The sequence below is a fragment of the Micromonospora palomenae genome, assembly GCF_007829925.1.
GTDB classification, from domain to species: Bacteria; Actinomycetota; Actinomycetes; order Mycobacteriales; family Micromonosporaceae; genus Micromonospora; species Micromonospora purpureochromogenes.
Genome location: NZ_VIXA01000001.1, coordinates 2347143 through 2366662 on the forward strand (window position 1 = coordinate 2347143; position 19520 = coordinate 2366662).

Below are 19520 nucleotides of genomic sequence, written 5' to 3' on the forward strand. Positions count from 1 at the left end.
ACGACCGGGCCGGGGGACGCGGACCCACCGGGAGATGTACGCGGGCTGCAGATTGCCCTAATATTCCCCGGACCCGCAGCCGACGTCGTGCCCGGCGGCGGGCCGGCCGGCGTCCTCCCTCCAGGCCGCCCCGGCACGCGTGGACCACGAAATGGAGCGGCGATGCACCAGCGGATCCTGATGCGGGCGAAGAAGGGCCCGTTCGACGTCCGCTCCGCCGAGGAGGCCTTCGAGGGCGACTGGATCGGGGTCAACAACGGCAACCTCGTCTTCAGCCACGCCGCCCACAAGCTGCTCAGCACGACGACCGCCGAGATCACGCCGACCGAGTTCAAGGTCAACCCGCGCGACGCCGACGAGATCAACGAACGGTACGACGTCTACGTCGTACCGCTGGCCAACGCCTTCCGGCGCAGCTACGCGCACCGCATCGAACTGATGACCCGGCTGGTCGAGCGGCTGAAGATCCCGGTGGTCGTGCTCGGCGTCGGGGTGCAGACCGACGTCACCGGCGACCGGGAGTACCTGCGCCCGATCGACGCCGTGGTCAGCCGGTTCGTCCGGGCCGTGCTCGACCGCTCCCCCAGCATCGGCGTACGCGGCGAGATCACCGAGAGCTACCTGCGCACCCTGGGCTTCTCGGCGGTCGACGTGATCGGCTGCCCGTCGATGTTCCTGCACGGCGACCGGCTGACGGTGGAGAAGACCAGGCCGACGCTGGAGCCGGACGCCCGGGTGGCGCTGACCGTCTCCCCGTACGTCAAGTCGATGGCGAAGATCATCGCCGCGCACCACCGGCGCTACCCGAACCTGCGCTACCTGCCGCAGGACCTCACCACCCTCGGCACGCTGCTCTACGGCGACGCCCCGGAGGACCGGGGCAAGACCAGCCCGATCCCGGTGCACACCTCCCACCCGCTGTTCGTCGAGGACAAGGTGCGGATGTTCCTGGACCCGTGGACCTGGATGGACTACCTCTCCGGGTTCGACTTCGCCTTCGGCACCCGCATCCACGGCACCATCACCGCGCTGGTCGCCGGAACCCCCGGCTACCTCTTCGCGCACGACTCGCGCACGCTGGAGCTGGCCCGGTACTTCGACATCCCGCACCGGACGATGAAGGAGGTGCCCGCCGACGTCGACGCCGCGCAGCTCTACGCCGAGGCGGACTACACCGCCCTGCACGCCGGCCACCGGGCCCGCTACGAGCGAATGACGGCGTTCCTCGCCGCGCACCGGCTCGGCAACGCGTTCGACGACGGGGACGCCACCGCCCGCTTCGACGAGCGGGTCCGCGCCACCAGCTTCCCGCCGGCCGTCCGCCCGGCCACCTCGACCTCCCCGGAGGCCCTGCTGGAGCGGATCCAGTGGCTGCGGGACCGCAACACCGCGCTGGACGGCCAGGTGCGGACGCTGGAGGAGCAGCGGCTGCGGGCCCGGGTCAGGCGGGCGGTCGGCGCGCCGGTACGGCGGATCCTGAGTCGTTAACCCGCCGCTCGGCGGCTGTTCAGTAACTCCATCTCCACCGGATACGTCAGGTTCCGGGGCCGTCCACCCGGGTGCACCAGGGTGGCGGCGTGGTCAACGAGCCGACGCGCGCCACCCCTCTGCTGAGCATCGTGGTGCCGGTCCACGGGGTGGAGGCGTACCTGTACCAGTGCCTCGAGTCGATCCGGGCGGACATACCGGCCGGCGAGCGGGGCACGGTCGAGCTGGTCGCCGTCGACGACGCCTCCCCGGACCGGTGCGGTGACATGCTGCGCTCGTACGCCGCCGGCCGGTCCGAGGTCCGCACCGTGCACCTGAGCAGCAACGTCGGGCTGGGCCCGGCCCGCAACGCCGGCCTGGCGGTGGCGACCGGCGACTACGTCTGGTTCGTCGACAGCGACGACTGGCTGCCGCCGGGCACCATCCCCGCGGTGCTGGACCGGCTGCGCGCGCACCGCCCGGACGTGCTGCTGCTGGACCACGTACGGGTGCACGAGGGCGGGCGGCGGGAACTGGACGCCAGCAGTCCCCTGCTGCGCGGGGTGCCCGACGTGGTCCGCCTGGCCGACCGGCCGCAGCTGCTGCGGGTGCAGCACACCGCCTGGAACAAGGTGGTCCGCCGCGCCTTCATGGACGAGCTGGAGCTGCGCTTCCACCCCGGCTGGTACGAGGACATCCCGTTCAGCCACCCGCTGCTGATCGGCGCGGAGAAGATCTCCGTGCTGGACCGGGTCTGCTACCTCTACCGGCAGGGCCGGCAGGGCGCCATCACCTCCACCCGCAGCGGCCGGCACTTCGACGCCTTCGACCAGTACGACCGGCTGCTGGACTGGGTCGGGCGGCGGTACCCGGACGAGCGGCTGCGGGCCGAGCTGTTCGGGCTGATGGTCAACCACATGCTGGTGGTGGTCGGCAACGACGACCGGCTGCACCCGCACCTGCGCCGGGACTTCTTCCACCGGGTGGCCGCCCAGTACCGTCGCCACCTGCCGGCGGGCGGCTACCCCCGCCCCGGCGGGGTGGCCGGGCTCAAGCACCGGCTGGTGGGCCGGGACAACTACCTCGCGTACGCGGCGCTGCGCCAGGCCCACCGGCTGGCCGGTCGGCTGCGCCGGCCCGCCGCGCCCCCGGCCGGTGCCGCCGTCGCGCCAGCGGGTACGGACCGGGTCGCCGCCGACCCGGCGGAGCGGGCCGAGGCGACCGACGCGCTGGCCCGTCACGGCACGCCGTGACGGCGAGGGTCGACACGTCGCGCCGCCGTGATGTCCGGACCCGGTCCGGTCGGCAACCGGCGGCGGAGTTTTTCCAGGTCGTCCCCGGACGACGAGGCAGGGACCGCGCGCCTGCGCGGACGCACAGCGGACAGAGGTCGGACATGACGACGACAGTGAAGATCGGGCCGCACGTGGTCGGCGCCGGGGAGCGGCCCTTCGTGGTCGCCGAGATGTCCGGCAACCACAACGGTGACCTGGACCGGGCGCTGGCCATCGTGGACGCGGTCGCGGCCAGCGGGGCGCACGCGCTGAAGCTCCAGACGTACCGGCCGGACACGATCACCATCGACGTCGACACCCCGGCCTTCCGGATCTCCGGCGGGCACGAGCTGTGGGGCGGGCAGAACCTGTACCGGCTCTACGAGCGGGCGCACACGCCGTACGAGTGGCACGCGCCGATCTTCGCCCGCGCCCGCGAGCGGGGGCTGACCGTCTTCTCGTCGCCGTTCGACGCGACCGCCGTCGAGCTGCTGGAGGAGCTGGACGCGCCGGCGTACAAGATCGCCTCGTCGGAGCTGGTCGACCTGCCGCTGATCCGGCTGGTCGCCGGCACCGGCAAGCCGCTGGTGATCTCGACCGGAATGGCGACGGTGGCCGAGATCGACGCCGCGGTGCGGACCGCCCGGGAGGGCGGGGCCGGCGGCATCGTGCTGCTGGCCTGCACCGCCTCCTACCCGGCCCCGCCGGCCGACAGCAACCTGCGCCGCATCCCGGTGCTCGCCGACGCGTTCGGCGTACCGGTGGGGCTCTCCGACCACACCCCCGGCATCGGCGTGCCGGTCGCCTCGGTGGCGCTGGGCGCCTGCTTCATCGAGAAGCACGTGACGCTGGACCGCGCCGACGGCGGGGTGGACTCCGACTTCTCCCTCAACCCGGACGAGCTGGCCGCGCTGGTGGTCGAGTCGGGGCGGGCGTACGCGGCGCTCGGCGGTACCGCGATCGGCCCCACCCCCGCCGAGCGGGAGGGGCTGCGGTTCCGCCGTTCGCTCTACGTGGTGGCGGACGTGCGCGCCGGCGACCCGGTGACCGCCGACAACGTGCGGTCGATCCGGCCCGCGGGCGGGCTGCCGCCGGTGGAGATCGAGAAGGTGCTGGGCCGTACCTTCGCCGTCGACGTCCCGCGCGGCACCCCGCTGAGCTGGGACCTCGTCTGACCTGACCATCCCGCGCCCGGTCCGTGCCGAGCGGACCGGGCGCGGCACGTCGCGCTGCCCCGAAGGGGCGACACCGCGACATGCCGCGAGGCGGCGAGCGTCACGGGCCGGGGCGCGCCGGGGCGAAGGCCACCGTGACCACCAGGTCGTCCAGGCGCAGGGTCCGCCATACCGCCCGGCTCTCCGGGGGTACGGCCAGCCCGTGCCGCCGCCACCAGGCGGCCACCGGCACGTCGGCCAGCTTGCAGAGGCTCTCCGCACGGGTCCAACGGGCCCAGAAGTCGGCCCGCCCGAAGCGGTGCGCCAGGGCGGGCGGGACGTCCGCGTCGGCCCGTTCGGCGTCCACCGCGACCCGCCAGCCCGGGGTCGGTGGGCCGTACCAGCCGACGCAGCGCCCGTCGTCGAGGTGGCTGCGGGTGACGGCGTACCCGAGGTCGGCCGGCCGGCCCACCCGCAGGTGCCGTTCGGCGGTGCCGAGCAGGGCCGGCACCGGCCGGGGCGCGCGGGTGGCGGGCCCCGGCCGGGACAGCGCGGCGTCAGACGGAGGCCGCACCGTCCACCACGATCACCTGGCCGTTGATGTTGGTCTGCTCGCGCAGCAGCATCCGCACCACCGGCACGACCTCCTCCGGCTCGGTGAGGTGGCCGGTGGGGGTGCGCCGGACGATCTGGTCGAGCTGGGTGCTGCCCAGCACGGCGGACATCTCCGAGGCGAAGAAGCCGGGCGCCACCGAGTTGACCAGCACCCGGCCGCCCAGCTCCCGGGCCAGCGAGCGGGTGGCGGCGTCCATGCCGCCCTTGGTGGCCGAGTACGCCACCAACCCGGGGAAGCCGCGCTGCGCGCAGATCGAGGTGATGTTGACGATCCGTCCGCGCAGCCCCTTGCCCAGCATCCGCCGGATCACCAGGCGGGTGAGCTGCAACGGCGCGGTCAGGTTGGTCTCGATGATCCGGGCGATGTCGCCGGTGGAGGTGTGCACGTGCAGCGAGTCCTGGCCGACGGCGGCGTTGTTGACGACGCCGTCGATCGGGCCGAGCCGCTCCTCCACCTCCCGCACGAAGGCCTGGGTGGCGGCCGGGTCGGTGACGTCGACCGCGCCGACGTGCACCCGGTCGGGATGCTCGGCGGCCAGCTTCTCCAGCTCCGGCGTGACGGTACGGGCGAAGGCCGCCACCCGTACGCCGGCGTCGAGCAGGTCGGTGACGATGGCCAGGCCCAGCCCCCGGGAGCCGCCGGAGACGAGGACCACGGTGCTGGGCGGGACGAGCGGGGAGTCAGACATCGCTCTTCAACGTCTCCTTGACGGGAATCTCGGTGAACATGCGGATGCGGCGCGGCACCGCGTAGTCGGGGAGCCGGTCGGCGCACCAGCGCACCAGCGTGGCCTCGTCCAGCGGGTCGCCGGACGGTGTCGGCACCACCTCGGCGACGACCATCCGGCCGAGCACCGGGGCCCGCCGACCGGTGACCCGTGCCCAGGCCACCCGGGGGTGGGCGGTGAGCACGCCGCGGACCAGCCCGGCGGAGACCTTGCTGCCGCCGACGTTGATCTCGTCGGAGTCGAGCCGGCCGGTGATCAGCACCCGGTCGTCGACCACCTGCACCCGGTCGCCGGTGCGCACCGGCCCGTCGAGCCCGACCCCGTGGTACGGCGAGCTGACCACCAGCTCCTCGCCGTCGACGGAGAGCCGGGGCCGGCCGGGCACCTCCCGGTCCAGCCAGTCGACCGGGAACCCGGCGCGGCCGTCGTGCACCACGATGGACGCGCCGACCTCGGAGGAGGCGTAGATCCAGGAGATCCGGGCGGTCGGGAAGACCGCGCGGAGCTGGTCCAGGACGGCCTGGTCGACCGGCTCCCCGCCGAGGGTGAGCTGGCGCAGCGGCACCCGGGCCAGCGCCGTGCCGTCGCGGTGCAGGGTGCGCCGCCAGAAGGTCGGCGTGCCGGAGGCGGCGTCCACGCCGTGCGCGGCGGCGACGGCCGGCCACTCGTCCAGCTCGTCCGGGTCGACCACCACGAGGTGCTGCCCGGGCTGGGTGAGCGACAGCGTCACCACCTGCCACCAGGCGTACGTGCCGGGGGCGTACGGGCAGAGCCAGGTCCGCTCCGGCTGGGCGCCCCGGACGGTGGTCAGCGATTCCAGCGTGTGCCCGACCCGCTTGGGCCGCCCGGTGGACCCGGAGGTGAGCAGCCAGAGCCGGCCGGGCTCGGCGGGGCGAGGCCGGGTGGGCGGTACGGTCACCGGCCCGTCGGCGTCCAGGGTGGTCAGCGCGAAGCCGGCCTCGCGCAGCTCGTCCCGCATCGCCGGGTCGACCCGGTGGGCGGTGCTCAGCAGCAGCTCGGTGCCGTGCTCGGCGTGCTGCCGGGCGGCGGCCAGCGCGTCGGCGGAGCCGGCGGCGAGGACCGCGGCGGGCGATGGCAGCGCCGGCGCGGGCAGCGCCCGCCAGGTGCGCGCGGCACCCCCGAGGACGACCCGGTTGTCCAGGCCGGCCGGGGTGGAGGTCGTGATGGTCACTGCCGCTGGAGCGTGCCGAGGAAGTCGAGGACGTCGCCGACGGTGGCGATCCGGCGCAGGCCGGGGGCGTCGAAGTTCAACTCCTCCCCCGTCTCGTCCTCGACCCGCAGGGCCAGCTCGGAGAAGTCCAGCGACCGGAAGCCGATCTCCCGCAGGTCGGCGGCGTCGTCGTCCGGGAGCACCTTGCCCTGGTTGGCGAGCACCTGCGCCATGAGGTCGCGGATCTGCGCGCGACTCAATTCGTTCATGCGGCGGAGTGTACAGCCCGGGAATTGGTCCCGGCATTTCCCGGGTAGGGTTTCCGGGGCCCGTGGGAATCGGATGGAAAGAGGTCGACGTGCTGCGTGGGGCGACCGAGGACGACGTTAACCTGATGTTGTCCTGGCGTAATCAGGAAACCAACCGGCAGGTCAGCAAGAACAGTCACGAGATCACCGCCGAGGAGCACGCCGCGTGGTGGTCGCGGGTGCGTACCGACCCCAACCGGCGGGTGCTGGTGTACGTCCGCGACGGGCGGCCCTGCGGCGTGGTGACCTTCTTCGAACTGCGTCTCGACGGTCCGCGTACCGGTTCCTGGGGCTTCTACCTGGACGCCGACGGGCTGGCCGAGCGGGGCGAGACGCTGCCCGCCTGGCTGGAGGTGATGCGGGCGGCGGTGGACCACGCCTTCGACGAGCTGCGGCTCGACCGGCTCGACGGCGAGGTGCTCGCCGACAACACGGTGGTCCGCCAGATGAACCGCCGGTTCCGGTTCGTCGAGGGCATCCCCGAAATGCAGGTGCACGACGGGCGGGAAATCACCGTCGTCCCCGTTTCGCTGGATCGGGAGAATCGTCGACGGCGCTGATGTCGACAATTGTCCGCCGCGCATTAACCGGCCGGCCATTCCCCGTTCATCGACGTCGGGAAAGAACCGTCAGCCGCGCCGCCAGGCCGCCCAGTGCTGGCCCGGATTGCCGCCGAGGCGGACGAAGCCGTAGCGGGTGCCGTCCCAGTCGTCCGGGGCGCCGGGCGCCCAGCGGGCGAAGACCACGTCGGCGGCGGCCGGCGGCCGGTCGCTGAACCACCGCACGTCGCTCCAGGTCACCTGGTGGCTCAGGTTGAACCGCAGGATGTAGTGCACGCCGACGGAGGCGTAGACCCGCTCGCCGGGGCGTACCCCGAGGTCGGCGAGGCGCGGGGTCGGCGCGGTCGCCGCCACCATCGGCCGGACCAGCCGGTCGGTGATCACCTGCATGGTGCCGAGGTTCACCACCACCAGCGCGGCGAGCACCGGCACCCGCAGCCTCGGCACCCGGACCGCGGCGACCAGCAGCAGGCAGGCCACCGCGCCCACCGCCGCCCCGGTGAACGGGCGGAACTCGCGCCAGCCGCCGGTCAGCGCCATCAGGTCGGGGGCGCCGAAGCCGCCGTAGCGCAGCTCGTGCCCCCGGCTCGCCACGTAGGCGAGCCGGGCGGCGATCAGCGCCGCGCCCCCCACCAGCAGCGCGACCGCGACGGCCGCCCGGGCCAGCAGCACCCGGTACGCCACGGTGAGCAGCACCCCCACCCCGACCAGCAGCCAGAACGGGGCCAGCATCTGCACGTACCGCCCGTAGATGGCGTCCAGCGGCTTGGTGGTGATGCCGGCCAGGATCACCGACGCGCCGCCGGCCACCCCGACGCTGGTCACCAGGGCGACGCCGAGCGTCCAGCGGACGGCCGGGTCGCCCCCGCGCCGGCGCAGCTCGCGCACCGCGGCGGCCCAGGCGATCCCGGCCATCCCGAAGGTGATCACCACCAGGTACCAGAGCTGCGTGGCGACGGCCGCCCCCAGCCGCAGCAGCCCCTGGCCGGAGGCGACGGCCCGGACGGTGCCGCCGCCGGGCGGGTTGCCCAGCAGGTAGACCCGGTCGCCGAGCAGCCGGATGCCGGCGGCGTTCACCAGGGCCAGGGCCAGCACGGGCAGCACCGCGGCCAGCCCCTGCGCGAGGGTGGCCCGGCGGCGGACCAGCAGCAGCAGGACCAGACCGGCGTGCACCGCCACGATCACCAGGCCCCGCGAGTGCAGCAGGTGGAACGCGCCGACCAGCGTGCCCACCGTCGCGGCGGCCAGCGCTCCCGGGCGGGCGACCCACCGGTGCACGGCCAGCAGCCAGGCCAGCACCAGCGGCGCCAGCACCGCGTCGATCATCGCCACCTCGGCGTAGAAGGCGGTGGCCGGCAAGGTCGCGGCCACCGCGGCGGCGACCAGCGCGTACGAGCGGCGCAGCGCGAGCAGCCGACGGGCCAGCAGGTACGCCAGCGGCAGCACGGTGGCGTTGACCACCGCGTTGATCAGCTGCACCAGGCGGTAGCTGTCGGTGAAGTCCCGCTCGCCGAGGAACGCCGGGGAGATCAGCATCGGGTAGCCGACCCGGCGCAGCGGGCCGTTCTCGCTGCTGAAGCCGCCCGGCCCGCCGGCCAGTGCCCGGGCGGTGTTGAGGTAGCTGTCCTCGTCGGTGTGCGCGATCGGCAGGGCGACGTGCCGGGCCAGCCACATCCGCCAGGCCACCCCGGCCAGCCAGCCCAGGACCAGCAGCGCCGGCACCAGCCAGCGCCGCCGGGCCGGCGCCGCCGGGGCCTCGGCCGGGTCGGCCGGGTCGGCGACCCGTTCCCGTACGTCGGACGTCATCTCGTCTCCTGGTCGCTGGTGAGCCGCGCCGGCCGCGCGGCGGGTCGCGGCGGGCGGGTCGGGCGGAGGGTGGTGGCCGGCGGCGCGGGGCCGGAGGGCGACCGGGCCGGGGCCCGCCGTCGCGTACGCGCGGTCACTGTAGCCAGCACAGTTCCCGCCGGTCAGCCGCTCGGCGAGGTCGGCGCAAGTGTTCGCCTGCCGGGTGTCCGGCATTCACGGGACCAGCGCGGTCGGTTCACCCGGGCGCGTCGGGGTGTTAACCCGCCGTGGCTAGCGTCCGTCCGGTCGCGTGGCCCCCGGCCACCGGCGCACAACCTGCGATCATGGGAGCACCACATTGAGCGAGCTGACGGGATCCTCCATCCTGGTCACCGGCGGCACCGGTTCCTTCGGTAGGACCTTCCTCCGGCACATCCTGGCCGAGGCCGACCCGGCCCGGGTGGTGGTCTTCTCCCGCGACGAGCTGAAGCAGTACGAGCTGCGCCAGCAGCTCGGCGACGACCCGCGGCTGCGCTGGTTCATCGGCGACATCCGGGACCGGCACCGGCTCACCCGGGCCATGCACGGCGTCGACCACGTGGTGCACGCGGCGGCGTTGAAGCAGGTGGACACCGCCGAGTACAACCCGTCGGAGTTCATCGCCACCAACATCACCGGCTCCCAGCACGTGGTGGACGCCGCGATCGAGGCCGGCGTCAAGAAGGTCATCGCGCTCTCCACCGACAAGGCGTCCAGCCCGATCAACCTGTACGGCGCCACCAAGCTGGTCGGCGACAAGCTCTTCGTCTCCGCCAACCACTACGCCGCCCAGCACCCCACCCGCTTCGCGGTGGTCCGCTACGGCAACGTGGTGGGCAGTCGCGGATCGGTGGTGCCGCTGTTCCGCCGGCTGGCCGCCGAGGGCAAGAGCCTGCCGATCACCGACAAGCGGATGACCCGGTTCTGGATCACCCTCGACCAGGCCGTCCAGTTCGTCATGGACAGCTTCGACCAGATGCAGGGCGGCGAGCTGTTCGTGCCGCGCATCCCCAGCATGCGCATCCTCGACCTGGTCGAGGCGGTCGCCCCGGACGCCACCACCCACGAGATCGGCATCCGGCCGGGCGAGAAGCTGCACGAGGAGATGATCGCCCCGGACGACAGCCGGCGGACGCTGCGCGCCAAGGACCGGTTCATCGTCCAGCCCACCATCGCGACCTGGGGCTACCAGCCGCCGGTCGGCTGCGAGCCGGTGCCGGACGGGTTCGCGTACCAGTCGGACACCAACGACGAGTGGCTGAGCGTCGAGCAGCTGCGCGACATGCTCGGCCTCGGCGCGTGACGGCGATGCTGCCGTACGGGCGGCAGTCGGTCACCGCCGACGACGTCGCCGCCGTGGTGGCCGCGCTGCGCAGCGACTGGCTCACCACCGGCCCGCAGGTCGACGCCTTCGAGGCCGACCTGGCGAGCTGGACCGGCGGGGTCGGCTGCGCGGCGGTCTCCAACGGCACCGCCGCGCTGCACGTCGGGTACGCGGCGGCCGGGGTGGGTCCCGGCGACGAGGTGGTGGTGCCGCCGATGACGTTCGTCGCCACCGCCAGCAGCGCGGTGGCGCTCGGCGCGAAGGTGGTCTTCGCCGACGTCGAGGAGGAGACCTTCACCCTCGACCCGGCCGCGGCGGCCGCCGCGACGACCGCGCGTACCCGGGTGGTCTCCGCCGTCGACTACGCCGGCCACCCGGCCGACTACGACGCCCTGCGCGGCGCCCTCGCCGGCAGCGACGCGCTGCTGCTGGCCGACGCGGCGCACTCCATCGGCGCCACCTACCGGGGCCGGCCGGTCGGCTCGCTGGCCGACCTGACCACCTTCTCGTTCTTCCCCACCAAGAACCTGACCACGGCCGAGGGCGGCGCGGTCGCCGCGCTCGACGCGGAGCTGCTGACCCGGGCCCGCCGGTTCCGCAACATCGGGCTGGTCCGCGAGCGGGACGCGCTGCGTTGGCCGGACGAGGGCGGCTGGCACCAGGAGGTGCACGAGTTCGGCCTGAATTACCGGCTGCCCGACGTGCTCTGCGCACTGGGCCGCAGCCAGCTGCGCCGGCTCGGCGACTTCCTCGCCGCCCGCGCCCGGCTGGTGGCCCGGTACGACGAGGCGCTGGCCGACCTGGACGGCGTGCTGCGGCCCGGCCGCCGCTCGTGGGCCGCCCCGGCCTGGCACCTCTACCCGATCCGGGTGCTCGACGGCCGCCGCCGCGAGGTGTACGACCGGATGCGGGCCGCCGGCATCGGCGTCCAGGTCAACTACCTGCCGGCGCACTGGCACCCGGCCTTCGCCGACCTCGGCTACCGGCGCGGATCCTGTCCGGTGGCCGAGTCGTTCTACGAGCAGCAGTTGTCGTTGCCGCTCTTCCCGACTCTGACCGACGCCGACCAGGATCGCGTGATCGACGCGCTGGGCGCGGCGCTGCGGGGCGTCCCGGCACGTCCCGCCGCCGCCTGACGGGGGAACCGATGCACCACGCGAACCACTTCTACGGCCACGCGCACGTGCTGGCCCGCTACTGCGGGCTGGGCGACGGGCACCCGCCCCGGATCAACGGGTACGTCCAGCACGGCTGGAACATCGGCGACGGGCTGGCCCCCGGCCACCCGTACGCCGAGTTCACCCCCAGCCTGCTCTGGTCCGAGCAGACCCGGCGGCGGGCCTGGTCGGTGGGGCGGCGCAACGTGGTCACCGTCGGCGCGCCGTTCGCCTACCTGCTGTCGCTGCGTCCGCAGGACCCGCCGGAGGCGGAGCGGGCGGGCACCATCTGGTACCCGTTCCACGGCTGGGAGGGCCAGCACGTCAAGGGCGACCACAAGGAGCTGATCGCCCGGATCCGGGCCACCGAGCCCGGCCCGGTCACGGTCTGCCTCTACTGGCACGAGTACGGCATGCGCCGGGTGCGCCGGCTCTACGAGAACGCCGGCTTCCGGGTCATCTGCCACGGCTACCGCGGCCACTGGTGGAAGGACACCGACCCGCTCTTCCTCGACAAGCAGCTCACCGAGCTGCGGCGGCACAAGCGGGTCGCCTCCAACCGGCTGACTAGCGCGATCTTCTACGGCATCGCCGCCGGCTGCGAACCCGCCGTCTACGGCGACCCGATGATCCTCGCCGCCGAGGACCCGACCTTCGGCGGCACCGCCCGGATCCGCCGGCAGTGGCCGGAGCTGCACGGCGAGTCCGTCGACCTGCCGACCGCCGTCGAGATCGCCCGCGCCGAGCTGGGCACCGACCACCGCTGTACGCCGGCCGAGCTGCGCGAGCTGCTCGGGTGGGCGAACCTCCAGGAGGAGAAGAGTTGACCACTGAGACGGTGGCCCGGATCGCGCTGCCCGGCGGGGAGATGCTGGCCTGGTCCGACCTGCCGGAGGAGCGGCTGCCCGACGGCGGGCCGCTGGCCGCGCTGGCGGCGCGGGTGGTACCGGCGGGGGCGCGGGTGCTGCTGGCCGGGCCGCACGACCCGGCGCTGCTGACCCGGCTGGCGCACGCCGAGGTGACCTGCCTGCTGCGCAGCCACCCGGACGGGGTGGCGCTGGCCGAGCGGGGCGCCCGGGTGGTGGTGGGCGGCCCGTCCGGCCTGCCCGCCGGCGAGACCTTCGACGTGGTGGTGGCGGCCGCCGGGCTGGACGCCGTGGAGTCGGTGGAGGGCCCCCGGCTGGGCTGGGACGGCGTGCTGGACCGGCTGGCGCGGGCGCTGCGCCCGGGCGGGACGCTGCTGCTGCGGCTGGACAACCCGCTCGGCGTGCACCGGCTGGTCGCCACCGCCCCCTGGTACGCCGACCGCGCCGACTCCGCCTGGACCATCGGCGGGGTGCTCGACACCGACCGGCCGGCCAACCCGGAGCAGTTGCGCGACCGGCTCACCGGGGCGGGACTGCGACCGGCGGGGTGCTTCGCGGCGTACCCCGATCCGAGCACGCCGACCGCGCTGGTGGCCGCCGACGAGCTGGACCGGCGGACCACGTCGGGGCTGTTCGACGCGGTGCTGCACGGTGCCTGCGCGGACGGCGCGGCCACCGTGCTCCAGGATCCGGCCCGGCTGGCCGTCGACGCGCTGCACGCGGGCCTCGGCTCGGCGTTGGCGCCGGGCTGGCTGCTGCTCGCCCGCCGGCCCGCCGACCCGGACACCGGGCCGGTCGACCCGTCGGCGGACGCGCTGCCCGTGGCGCTGGTGCAGACCGGGCCGCCGGGGATCGGCGTGGTGGAGGTGGTCGACGGGCCGGACGGCTGGCGGTGGCGGGTGGGCGGCCGGGTCAGCCGGCCGGAGCCGGCGCCGTTCGCCACCCGCGAGGCGGCCTACCGGGACGCGGGCGCGTTGGACGGGCCGGTGCCCGAGGGGCGGCTGCTGCGCACCCTGCTGCTCGACGCCTGCCTGCGCCGCGACCTGGACACGGTGCGCCGGCTGCTGCGCGGGTACGCGACCTGGCTCGCCGCCGAGGCCGACTCCGACGGCCGGCTGGGCGGCGCGGTGGCTCTCGCCGGCACGGACAACGTGGTGGTCGCCGGCGACGAGCACGCGGTGCTCGACCCGAGCTGGCGGGCCGCCGCGCCGATGGACGTGGACGTGGTGCTGGCCCGGAGCCTGTGGCGGTTCGCCGCCGCGCTGCTCACCGGCGGGTACGCCCACCCCTGGCCGTCCACCCTGGACGTCGCCGGGCTGACCGTCGTGCTCGGTGGCCTCGCCGGCCGGGAGCTGGACAGGCGCACCGTCGACGCGGCGATCGAGGCGGAGGCGGCGGTCTCCGCCGCGCTGCGCGGCCTCGACGCCGACGGGCGGGTCCGCCTCGCCACCGAGCTGCGCGCGGTCGAGCCGACCGACCCGCCGGCCGGGCCGCGCAGCTACCAGCAACTCCGGGAGGCGTGGCTGCGCCAGCGGGAGGAGCTGACCCGGCTGGGCGCGCTGCTGAAGTGGACCGAGGAGCTGCTGACCTCGCGGGAGCGGGCGTTGCGCCGGGCCGACGCCACGATCAACCTGCTCAGCGGTTCGCTGAGCTACCGGGTGGGCCGGCTGGCCATCACGCCGGCCCGGCTGGCGAAGCGGGGCGCCCGCGCGGCCAAGCGCCGCGCCCGGGAGGCGCTGAACCAGCGCGGTCCGCGGGAGGAGCAGCAGTGAGCGCCGCGACCTGGTCGGCTGGTGGTCCGCGGATCGTGGGGATCGTGCAGGCGCGGATGGGCTCGTCCCGGCTGCCCGGCAAGGTGCTGCGCCCGCTGGCCGGGCGCAGCGTGCTCGGCCGGGTGGTCCGGGCCGCCCGGGACAGCGGGGTGCTCGCCGACCTGGTCGTCGCGACCAGCACCGACGCCGTCGACGACGCGGTGGCCGCCGAGTGCGACCGGCTGGGCGCGCCGTGCCACCGGGGCCCGGTCGACGACGTACTGGGTCGCTTCGTCGGCGCGCTGGCCGCCCACCCCGGTGACGCGGTCATGCGGTTCACCGCCGACTGCCCGCTGCTCGACCCGGAGATCATCGCGCTGGTGGCGTCGGTGTACCGGGCGGTGCCCGGCCTGGACTACGCCAGCACCTCGATCGCCCGTACGTTGCCCCGCGGGCTGGACGTCGAGATCATCCGGGCGGACGCGCTGCGCACCCTGGACCGGCTCGCCACCGACCACCACCGGGTGCACGTCACCTCGTACGCGTACACCCACCCGGAGCTGTTCCGGGTGCTCGGGGTGACCCTCACCCCGGACCGGTCGGCGCTGCGGCTCACCCTCGACACCGAGCAGGACTGGGCGTTGGTGCGGGCGGTCACCGACCACTTCGGCGACGTCAGCGTGCCGCTGGCCAAGCTCGCCGACTGGCTGGACGGCCAGCCCGCCCTGCGCGCCCTCAACGCCGACGTACGCCAGAAGCGCCTGGAGGAGTCCTGAACACGCCACGGATCGGGTTGCGCTGCGACGCCGGGCCCCGGCGCGGGGTCGGGCATCTGGTCCGCTGCCTGGCCCTCGGCGAGGAGTTCCTGGCCCGGGGGGCCCGGGTCGAGCTGTTCGGCACCGTCGAGCGGATCGGCTGGGCGCAGGCGCAGCTGGCGGCCCGGGGCATCCCGGCGCACCCGGGCCCGGACACCCCGGCCGGGCTAGTCGAGGCGGCCCACCGGCACCGGCTGGACGCGATGGTGCTCGACTCGTACGAGCTGGACCCGGCCGGCGCCGGGGCGCTGCGCGCGGCGGGCGTGGTCACCCTGGCGGTGGTCGACGGCGACACCCGGGGGCAGGACGCCGACCTCTACCTGGACCAGAACTTCGGCGCCCGGACCGACGCGCCCGCCGGGCGGCTGCTGGCCGGCACCCGGTACGCGCTGCTGCGCGACTCGGTGATCGGCGCCCGGCCGGCCGCCCCGAAGCAGCCCGCGCCGGTGGACCGGCCCCGGGTGCTCGCCTTCTTCGGCGGGACCGACGCCCTCGGCGCCGCCCCGGTGCTGACCCGGGTGCTGCTCGCCACCGGGCACCCGATGGAGCTGACCGTGGTGGTCGGCCGTCCCGACGCCGAGGCGGAGCTGGAGGCGCTGACCCCTGGCCGGGGCCAGTCGCTGCGTCCGGTCCCGCCCACCGACGAGCTGCCCGCCCTGATCGGGGCGGCGGACCTGGTGGTCAGCGCCGCCGGCACGTCCACCTGGGAACTGTGCTGCCTGGGCGCGCCGTCGGCACTGGTCTGCGTGGTGGACAACCAGCGCGAGTCGTACCGCCGGGTGGTGGACCACGGGCTGGTCGCCGGCCTGGGCGAGCTGCCGGAGCTGGCCGGGGCCGGGGTGGCCGGGCGGGCGGCCCGGGCGGCGGCCGCGCGGACCATGACCGGCCTGCTCGGCTCCCCCCGGCGGCGGGCCGCGCTCGCCGCGCGGGCCTGGGCCACCGTCGACGGGCGCGGCCGGGCCCGGGTCGCCGACGCGCTGCTCGACCTGGTCCAGCGCGGCGATCGTACGCCTGTACTAAACCGCTGATAGGGTGGCGGCATGACGCAGGCCGCCTACCAGCCGTCGATGCTCGACCTCGCCGACGCCGGTCCGTCGCTCGGGCCGCTGCCGGGCGCGCTGCGCCGGCACGTGCTCACCCGGGGCGCCTGGGTCGACCACCTTCCCGGCTGGGTGCGCGGGTCCGACGCGGTGCTCGACACCCTGCTGGCCGAGGTGCCGTGGCGCGCCGAGCGCCGCACCATGTACGACGCCGAGGTCGAGGTCCCCCGTCTGCTCTGCTGGTACGCGGGCGGCCGCCCGCTGCCGCACCCGGTGCTGACGGAGGCCCGCGAAACCCTGACCCGGCACTACGCCGCCGAGCTGGGCGAGCCCTTCGTCACCGCCGGCATGTGCCTCTACCGCGACGGCCGGGACAGCGTCGCCTGGCACGGCGACACCCAGGGCCGGTCGGCGCACACCGACACCATGGTCGCCATCGTCTCGTTCGGCTCGCCCCGGCCGCTGCTGCTGCGCCCGCGCGGCGGCGGCGCCAGCCTGCGCTTCCCGCTCGGGCACGGCGACCTGGTGGTGATGGGCGGCTCCTGCCAGCGCACCTGGGAACACGCCATCCCCAAGACCGCCCGCCCGGTCGGCCCCCGCGTCAGCGTCCAGTTCCGCCCCACCGGCGTCGCCTGACCCACCCCCGGCCTCCCCCGGCCTCCGCCGCCGGCCATCGCGCTGTTGATCAAGAAGTTTGCGTCGGGCCGGCGCGGCTTTCTGACGCAAACCTCTTGATCACCGCCCGTGACAGCGCCCACCCCCGCAGCACCACCGCCACCCCACGCCGCCCCCGTCGCCTCTCGGCTCGGTGATCATGAAGTTATTGCCGCAAAACGCCGGTGGGCAGAGCAACAACTTCATGATCAACGCGGGGGCACGCGGGGGTACCGGGGGCGCGGGGGATGCGGAAGGGGGCCGGGGGCGTCAGCCCCCGGGCCCCTTGCGCGTGCGGGTCAGTCGCGTTCGATGAGGTGGCCGAGGACCGTGGGGCCGAGCATGACGGCGAAGCCGCTGCCGTCGCGGCGCGGGTCGGCGGGAGGCAGCTCCACCGGGTCGCCGGTGGCGGTCGCGCCGACCGGCCGGGCGCCGACCCAGGCGACCACCAGGTCCGTCTCGCCCTTGAGGAACCGCTGCGCGCGCACGCCGCCGGTCGCCCTCCCCTTCGCCGGGTACGCCCCGAACGGCGTCACCTTGACCGTCGCGCCGGTCGAGGTGACCACCATCGGCTCCCCGTGCCCGGGGTCGTCGGTGCGGACCGCCCCGAACCAGACCACCCGCGCCCCGTCGGGCACGTTGACGCCGGCCATGCCACCGCCCTTGAGCCCCTGCGGGCGGACCAGCGTGGCGGCGAAGCGCAGCAGCGACGCCTCCGAGGTGATGAAGGTCAGCGCCTCCTGGCCGTCGGTGAGCCAGGTCGCCCCGACCACCTCGTCGCCCTCGCGCAGGCCGATCACCTCGAACTCGTCCGAGCGGACCGGCCACTCCGGCGCGCAGACCTTGACCACGCCCTGCCGGGTGCCGAGCGCCAGGCCCGGCGAGCCCTGCGCGGCCGCCCCGAGCGGGGCGAGCCCGACCACCGTCTCGCCGGCCTCCAGCGGCACCAGCTCGGCGGCGGACATGCCGCCGCGCAGCGAGACCGTGCCGGCCTGCTCCGGCAGCACCGGCAGCGGCAGCACGTCGATCTTGAACGCCCGGCCGGCGCTGGTCACCAGGAGCACCCGGCCCCGGGCCGTGGTGTGCACGACCGCGCGTACCGTGTCGTGCTTGACCCGGCCGTTGCGCCGGCGCCCCTCGGCCGCCTCCTCCGACTCGGCCGCGGTGCGGGCCACCAGCCCGGTCGCGGAGAGGATCACCTGGCAGGGGTCGTCGGCCACCTCCAAGGGGCCGGCCGGCACCGACGCCGCCAGCACCTCCTTGAGGTCGCCGTCGACCAGGGTGGTACGCCGCGGCGCGCCGAACTGCTTCACCACCGCCGACAGCTCGTCGGAGACGACCTTCTTCAGCACCTTGTCGTCGTCGAGGATCTTGGACAGCTCGGCGATCTCCCCGCGCAGCTTCTCCTGCTCGGCCTCCAGCTCGATCCGGTCGTACCTGGTCAACCGGCGCAGCGGAGTGTCCAGGATGTAGGTGGCCTGGATCTCGGAGAGCTTGAACTTCTGCATCAGGCCGTCCTTGGCCGCCTGGGCGTCGTCGCTGGCCCGGATCAGCTTGACCACCTTGTCGATGTCGAGCAGGGCGATCAGCAGGCCGTCGACCAGGTGCAGCCGCTCCTCGCGCTTGCGACGGCGGTACGCGCTGCGCCGGGTGACGACCTCGTAGCGGTGGGCCAGGAAGACCTCCAGCAGCGCCTTCAGCCCGAGGGTGCGCGGCTGGCCGTCGACCAGCACCAGGTTGTTGACGCCGAACGACTGCTCCAGCGGGGTGAGCCGGTAGAGGTCGGCCAGCAGCGCCTGCGGGTTGACGCCGACCTTGCACTCGATGACCAGGCGGGTGCCGCTCTCCCGGTCGGTGAGGTCCTTGACGTCGGCGATGCCGGTCAGCCGCTTGGTCTTGGTGACCTCGTTGGTGATCGCCGCGATGACCTTCTCCGCGCCGACGCCGTACGGCAGCTCGACGACGGTGATCGCCTGCCGGCCGCGGCTGCCCTCCAGCGGGCCGATCTCGACCCGGCCGCGCATCCGGACCACGCCCCGCCCGGTCTCGTACGCCCGACGCACCTCGTCCAGGCCGAGCAGCAGACCCCCGGTCGGCAGGTCGGGGCCGGGGACGAACTCCATCAGCTTGTCGAGGTCGGCGTCCGGGTGGTTGATCAGCCAGCGGGCGGCGGAGACCACCTCGCCGAGGTTGTGCGGGATCATGTTGGTCGCCATCCCGACCGCGATCCCGGACGCGCCGTTGACCAGCAGGTTGGGGAAGGCGGCCGGCAGCACGGTGGGCTGGGTCAGCGAGCCGTCGTAGTTGGGCTCGACGTCGACGGTGTCCTCACCCAGCTCGCCGACGAGCAGCATCGCCTCGCGGGAGAGCCGGGCCTCGGTGTAGCGCGCCGCGGCGGGGCCGTCGTCCGGGGAGCCGAAGTTGCCGTGCCCGTCGATCAGCGGCGCGTTCAGCGAGAAGTCCTGGGCCAGCCGGACCATCGCGTCGTAGATCGCGGTGTCCCCGTGCGGGTGGTACTTGCCCATCACGTCGCCGACGACCCGGGCGGACTTCACGTGCCCCCGGTCCGGCCGGTGGCCGGCCTCGTGCATGGACCAGAGGATGCGCCGGTGCACCGGCTTGAGCCCGTCGCGCGCGTCGGGCAGGGCGCGGGAGTGGATGACCGAGAAGGCGTACTCCAGGTAGGAGTCGGAGACCTCGGTGACCAGCGGGTTGTCGAAGACCCGCGCGCCGGCCTGGTCGAAGGCGGACAGGTCCACCTTGGCGCGGTCTTCCTTGCGGCGTGCCATCGTCAGCTTTCCCCTCGAACGGA

17 protein-coding genes are annotated in these 19520 nt (G+C 74.6%); 11 read left to right on the plus strand and 6 right to left on the minus strand.

The window, feature by feature from the left end:
• The first annotated feature begins 162 nt into the window (after nt 1-162).
• From FHX75_RS10580 to pseI, 3 genes are all read left to right on the plus strand, one after another.
• Nucleotides 163-1488, plus strand: coding sequence for a polysaccharide pyruvyl transferase family protein (locus FHX75_RS10580; RefSeq protein WP_154938501.1), 1326 nt, complete (start codon nt 163-165; stop codon nt 1486-1488).
• A gap of 89 nt (nt 1489-1577) precedes the next feature.
• On the plus strand, nt 1578-2720 hold the full coding sequence (locus FHX75_RS10585) for a glycosyltransferase family 2 protein (protein WP_154938503.1): 1143 nt from the start codon (nt 1578-1580) through the stop codon (nt 2718-2720).
• Nucleotides 2721-2863: 143 nt separating this feature from the next.
• On the plus strand, nt 2864-3916 hold the full coding sequence (gene pseI / locus FHX75_RS10590) for a pseudaminic acid synthase (protein WP_154938505.1): 1053 nt from the start codon (nt 2864-2866) through the stop codon (nt 3914-3916).
• A 100-nt stretch (nt 3917-4016) separates the two neighbouring features.
• On the opposite strand, the gene FHX75_RS10595 is transcribed toward pseI, so the two are convergent.
• Genes FHX75_RS10595 through FHX75_RS10610 form a run of 4 tightly spaced genes read right to left on the minus strand, consistent with a single transcriptional unit; the run spans nt 4017 to nt 6678 of the window.
• On the minus strand, nt 4017-4469 hold the full coding sequence (locus tag FHX75_RS10595) for a hypothetical protein (protein ID WP_246157831.1): 453 nt from the start codon (nt 4467-4469) through the stop codon (nt 4017-4019).
• Complete coding sequence (locus FHX75_RS10600; RefSeq protein WP_154938507.1) at nt 4453-5199, minus strand: SDR family NAD(P)-dependent oxidoreductase; 747 nt, start codon at nt 5197-5199, stop codon at nt 4453-4455. The genes FHX75_RS10595 and FHX75_RS10600 overlap by 17 nt, the downstream gene beginning before the upstream one ends.
• Nucleotides 5192-6430 (minus strand): AMP-binding protein, encoded by a 1239-nt coding sequence (locus tag FHX75_RS10605; protein WP_154938509.1) that lies wholly within the window; start codon nt 6428-6430, stop codon nt 5192-5194. Before FHX75_RS10605 ends, FHX75_RS10600 begins: the two co-directional genes overlap by 8 nt.
• Nucleotides 6427-6678: an acyl carrier protein gene (locus FHX75_RS10610; RefSeq protein WP_170285331.1), complete on the minus strand. Its 252-nt coding sequence runs from the start codon at nt 6676-6678 to the stop codon at nt 6427-6429. Before FHX75_RS10610 ends, FHX75_RS10605 begins: the two co-directional genes overlap by 4 nt.
• A gap of 62 nt (nt 6679-6740) precedes the next feature.
• On the opposite strand from FHX75_RS10610, the gene FHX75_RS10615 reads away from it, so the two are divergent.
• Complete coding sequence (locus FHX75_RS10615; protein WP_246157832.1) at nt 6741-7277, plus strand: GNAT family N-acetyltransferase; 537 nt, start codon at nt 6741-6743, stop codon at nt 7275-7277.
• Between the two features lie 69 nt (nt 7278-7346).
• On the opposite strand, the gene FHX75_RS10620 is transcribed toward FHX75_RS10615, so the two are convergent.
• Nucleotides 7347-9083, minus strand: a complete 1737-nt coding sequence (locus tag FHX75_RS10620) for a hypothetical protein (RefSeq protein WP_154938511.1) — start codon at nt 9081-9083, stop codon at nt 7347-7349.
• 337 nt (nt 9084-9420) lie between these two features.
• Between FHX75_RS10620 and pseB the strand changes: the two genes are divergently transcribed.
• Genes pseB through FHX75_RS10655 form a run of 7 tightly spaced genes read left to right on the plus strand, consistent with a single transcriptional unit; the run spans nt 9421 to nt 16690 of the window.
• The gene (gene pseB, locus FHX75_RS10625; RefSeq protein ID WP_154938513.1) at nt 9421-10404 is read left to right on the plus strand and encodes a UDP-N-acetylglucosamine 4,6-dehydratase (inverting); all 984 of its coding nucleotides are present in this window, start codon (nt 9421-9423) and stop codon (nt 10402-10404) included.
• Complete coding sequence (locus tag FHX75_RS10630; protein WP_154938515.1) at nt 10401-11561, plus strand: DegT/DnrJ/EryC1/StrS family aminotransferase; 1161 nt, start codon at nt 10401-10403, stop codon at nt 11559-11561. Before pseB ends, FHX75_RS10630 begins: the two co-directional genes overlap by 4 nt.
• 11 nt (nt 11562-11572) lie before the next feature.
• Entirely contained in the window at nt 11573-12409 is an 837-nt protein-coding gene (locus tag FHX75_RS10635) for a hypothetical protein (protein ID WP_154938517.1), read from the plus strand.
• Complete coding sequence (locus FHX75_RS10640) at nt 12406-14220, plus strand: class I SAM-dependent methyltransferase (protein WP_154938519.1); 1815 nt, start codon at nt 12406-12408, stop codon at nt 14218-14220. Before FHX75_RS10635 ends, FHX75_RS10640 begins: the two co-directional genes overlap by 4 nt.
• Nucleotides 14217-14975 (plus strand): cytidylyltransferase domain-containing protein, encoded by a 759-nt coding sequence (locus FHX75_RS10645; RefSeq protein WP_281290803.1) that lies wholly within the window; start codon nt 14217-14219, stop codon nt 14973-14975. The genes FHX75_RS10640 and FHX75_RS10645 overlap by 4 nt, the downstream gene beginning before the upstream one ends.
• On the plus strand, nt 14972-16042 hold the full coding sequence (locus FHX75_RS10650) for a PseG/SpsG family protein (protein WP_154938521.1): 1071 nt from the start codon (nt 14972-14974) through the stop codon (nt 16040-16042). Before FHX75_RS10645 ends, FHX75_RS10650 begins: the two co-directional genes overlap by 4 nt.
• Before the next feature lie 12 nt (nt 16043-16054).
• A complete protein-coding gene (locus FHX75_RS10655) occupies nt 16055-16690 on the plus strand; it encodes an alpha-ketoglutarate-dependent dioxygenase AlkB (protein ID WP_154938523.1) in 636 nt (211 codons plus the stop codon).
• A gap of 317 nt (nt 16691-17007) precedes the next feature.
• Here FHX75_RS10655 and FHX75_RS10660 read toward each other — a convergent pair whose 3' ends face one another.
• The gene (locus FHX75_RS10660; protein WP_154938525.1) at nt 17008-19497 is read right to left on the minus strand and encodes a DNA gyrase/topoisomerase IV subunit A; all 2490 of its coding nucleotides are present in this window, start codon (nt 19495-19497) and stop codon (nt 17008-17010) included.
• Between the last annotated feature and the right edge of the window lie 23 nt (nt 19498-19520).

Bases quoted from the DNA above. Each gene is read 5' to 3' on its own strand.
- FHX75_RS10580 (WP_154938501.1), top strand. From the start codon at position 163: ATGCACCAGCGGATCCTGATGCGGGCGAAGAAGGGCCCGTTCGACGTC.
- pseI (WP_154938505.1), top strand. From the start codon at position 2,864: ATGACGACGACAGTGAAGATCGGGCCGCACGTGGTCGGCGCCGGGGAG.
- FHX75_RS10600 (WP_154938507.1), bottom strand. From the start codon at position 5,199: ATGTCTGACTCCCCGCTCGTCCCGCCCAGCACCGTGGTCCTCGTCTCC.
- FHX75_RS10610 (WP_170285331.1), bottom strand. From the start codon at position 6,678: ATGAACGAATTGAGTCGCGCGCAGATCCGCGACCTCATGGCGCAGGTG.
- FHX75_RS10620 (WP_154938511.1), bottom strand. From the start codon at position 9,083: ATGACGTCCGACGTACGGGAACGGGTCGCCGACCCGGCCGACCCGGCC.
- FHX75_RS10635 (WP_154938517.1), top strand. From the start codon at position 11,573: ATGCACCACGCGAACCACTTCTACGGCCACGCGCACGTGCTGGCCCGC.
- FHX75_RS10655 (WP_154938523.1), top strand. From the start codon at position 16,055: ATGACGCAGGCCGCCTACCAGCCGTCGATGCTCGACCTCGCCGACGCC.
- FHX75_RS10660 (WP_154938525.1), bottom strand. From the start codon at position 19,497: ATGGCACGCCGCAAGGAAGACCGCGCCAAGGTGGACCTGTCCGCCTTC.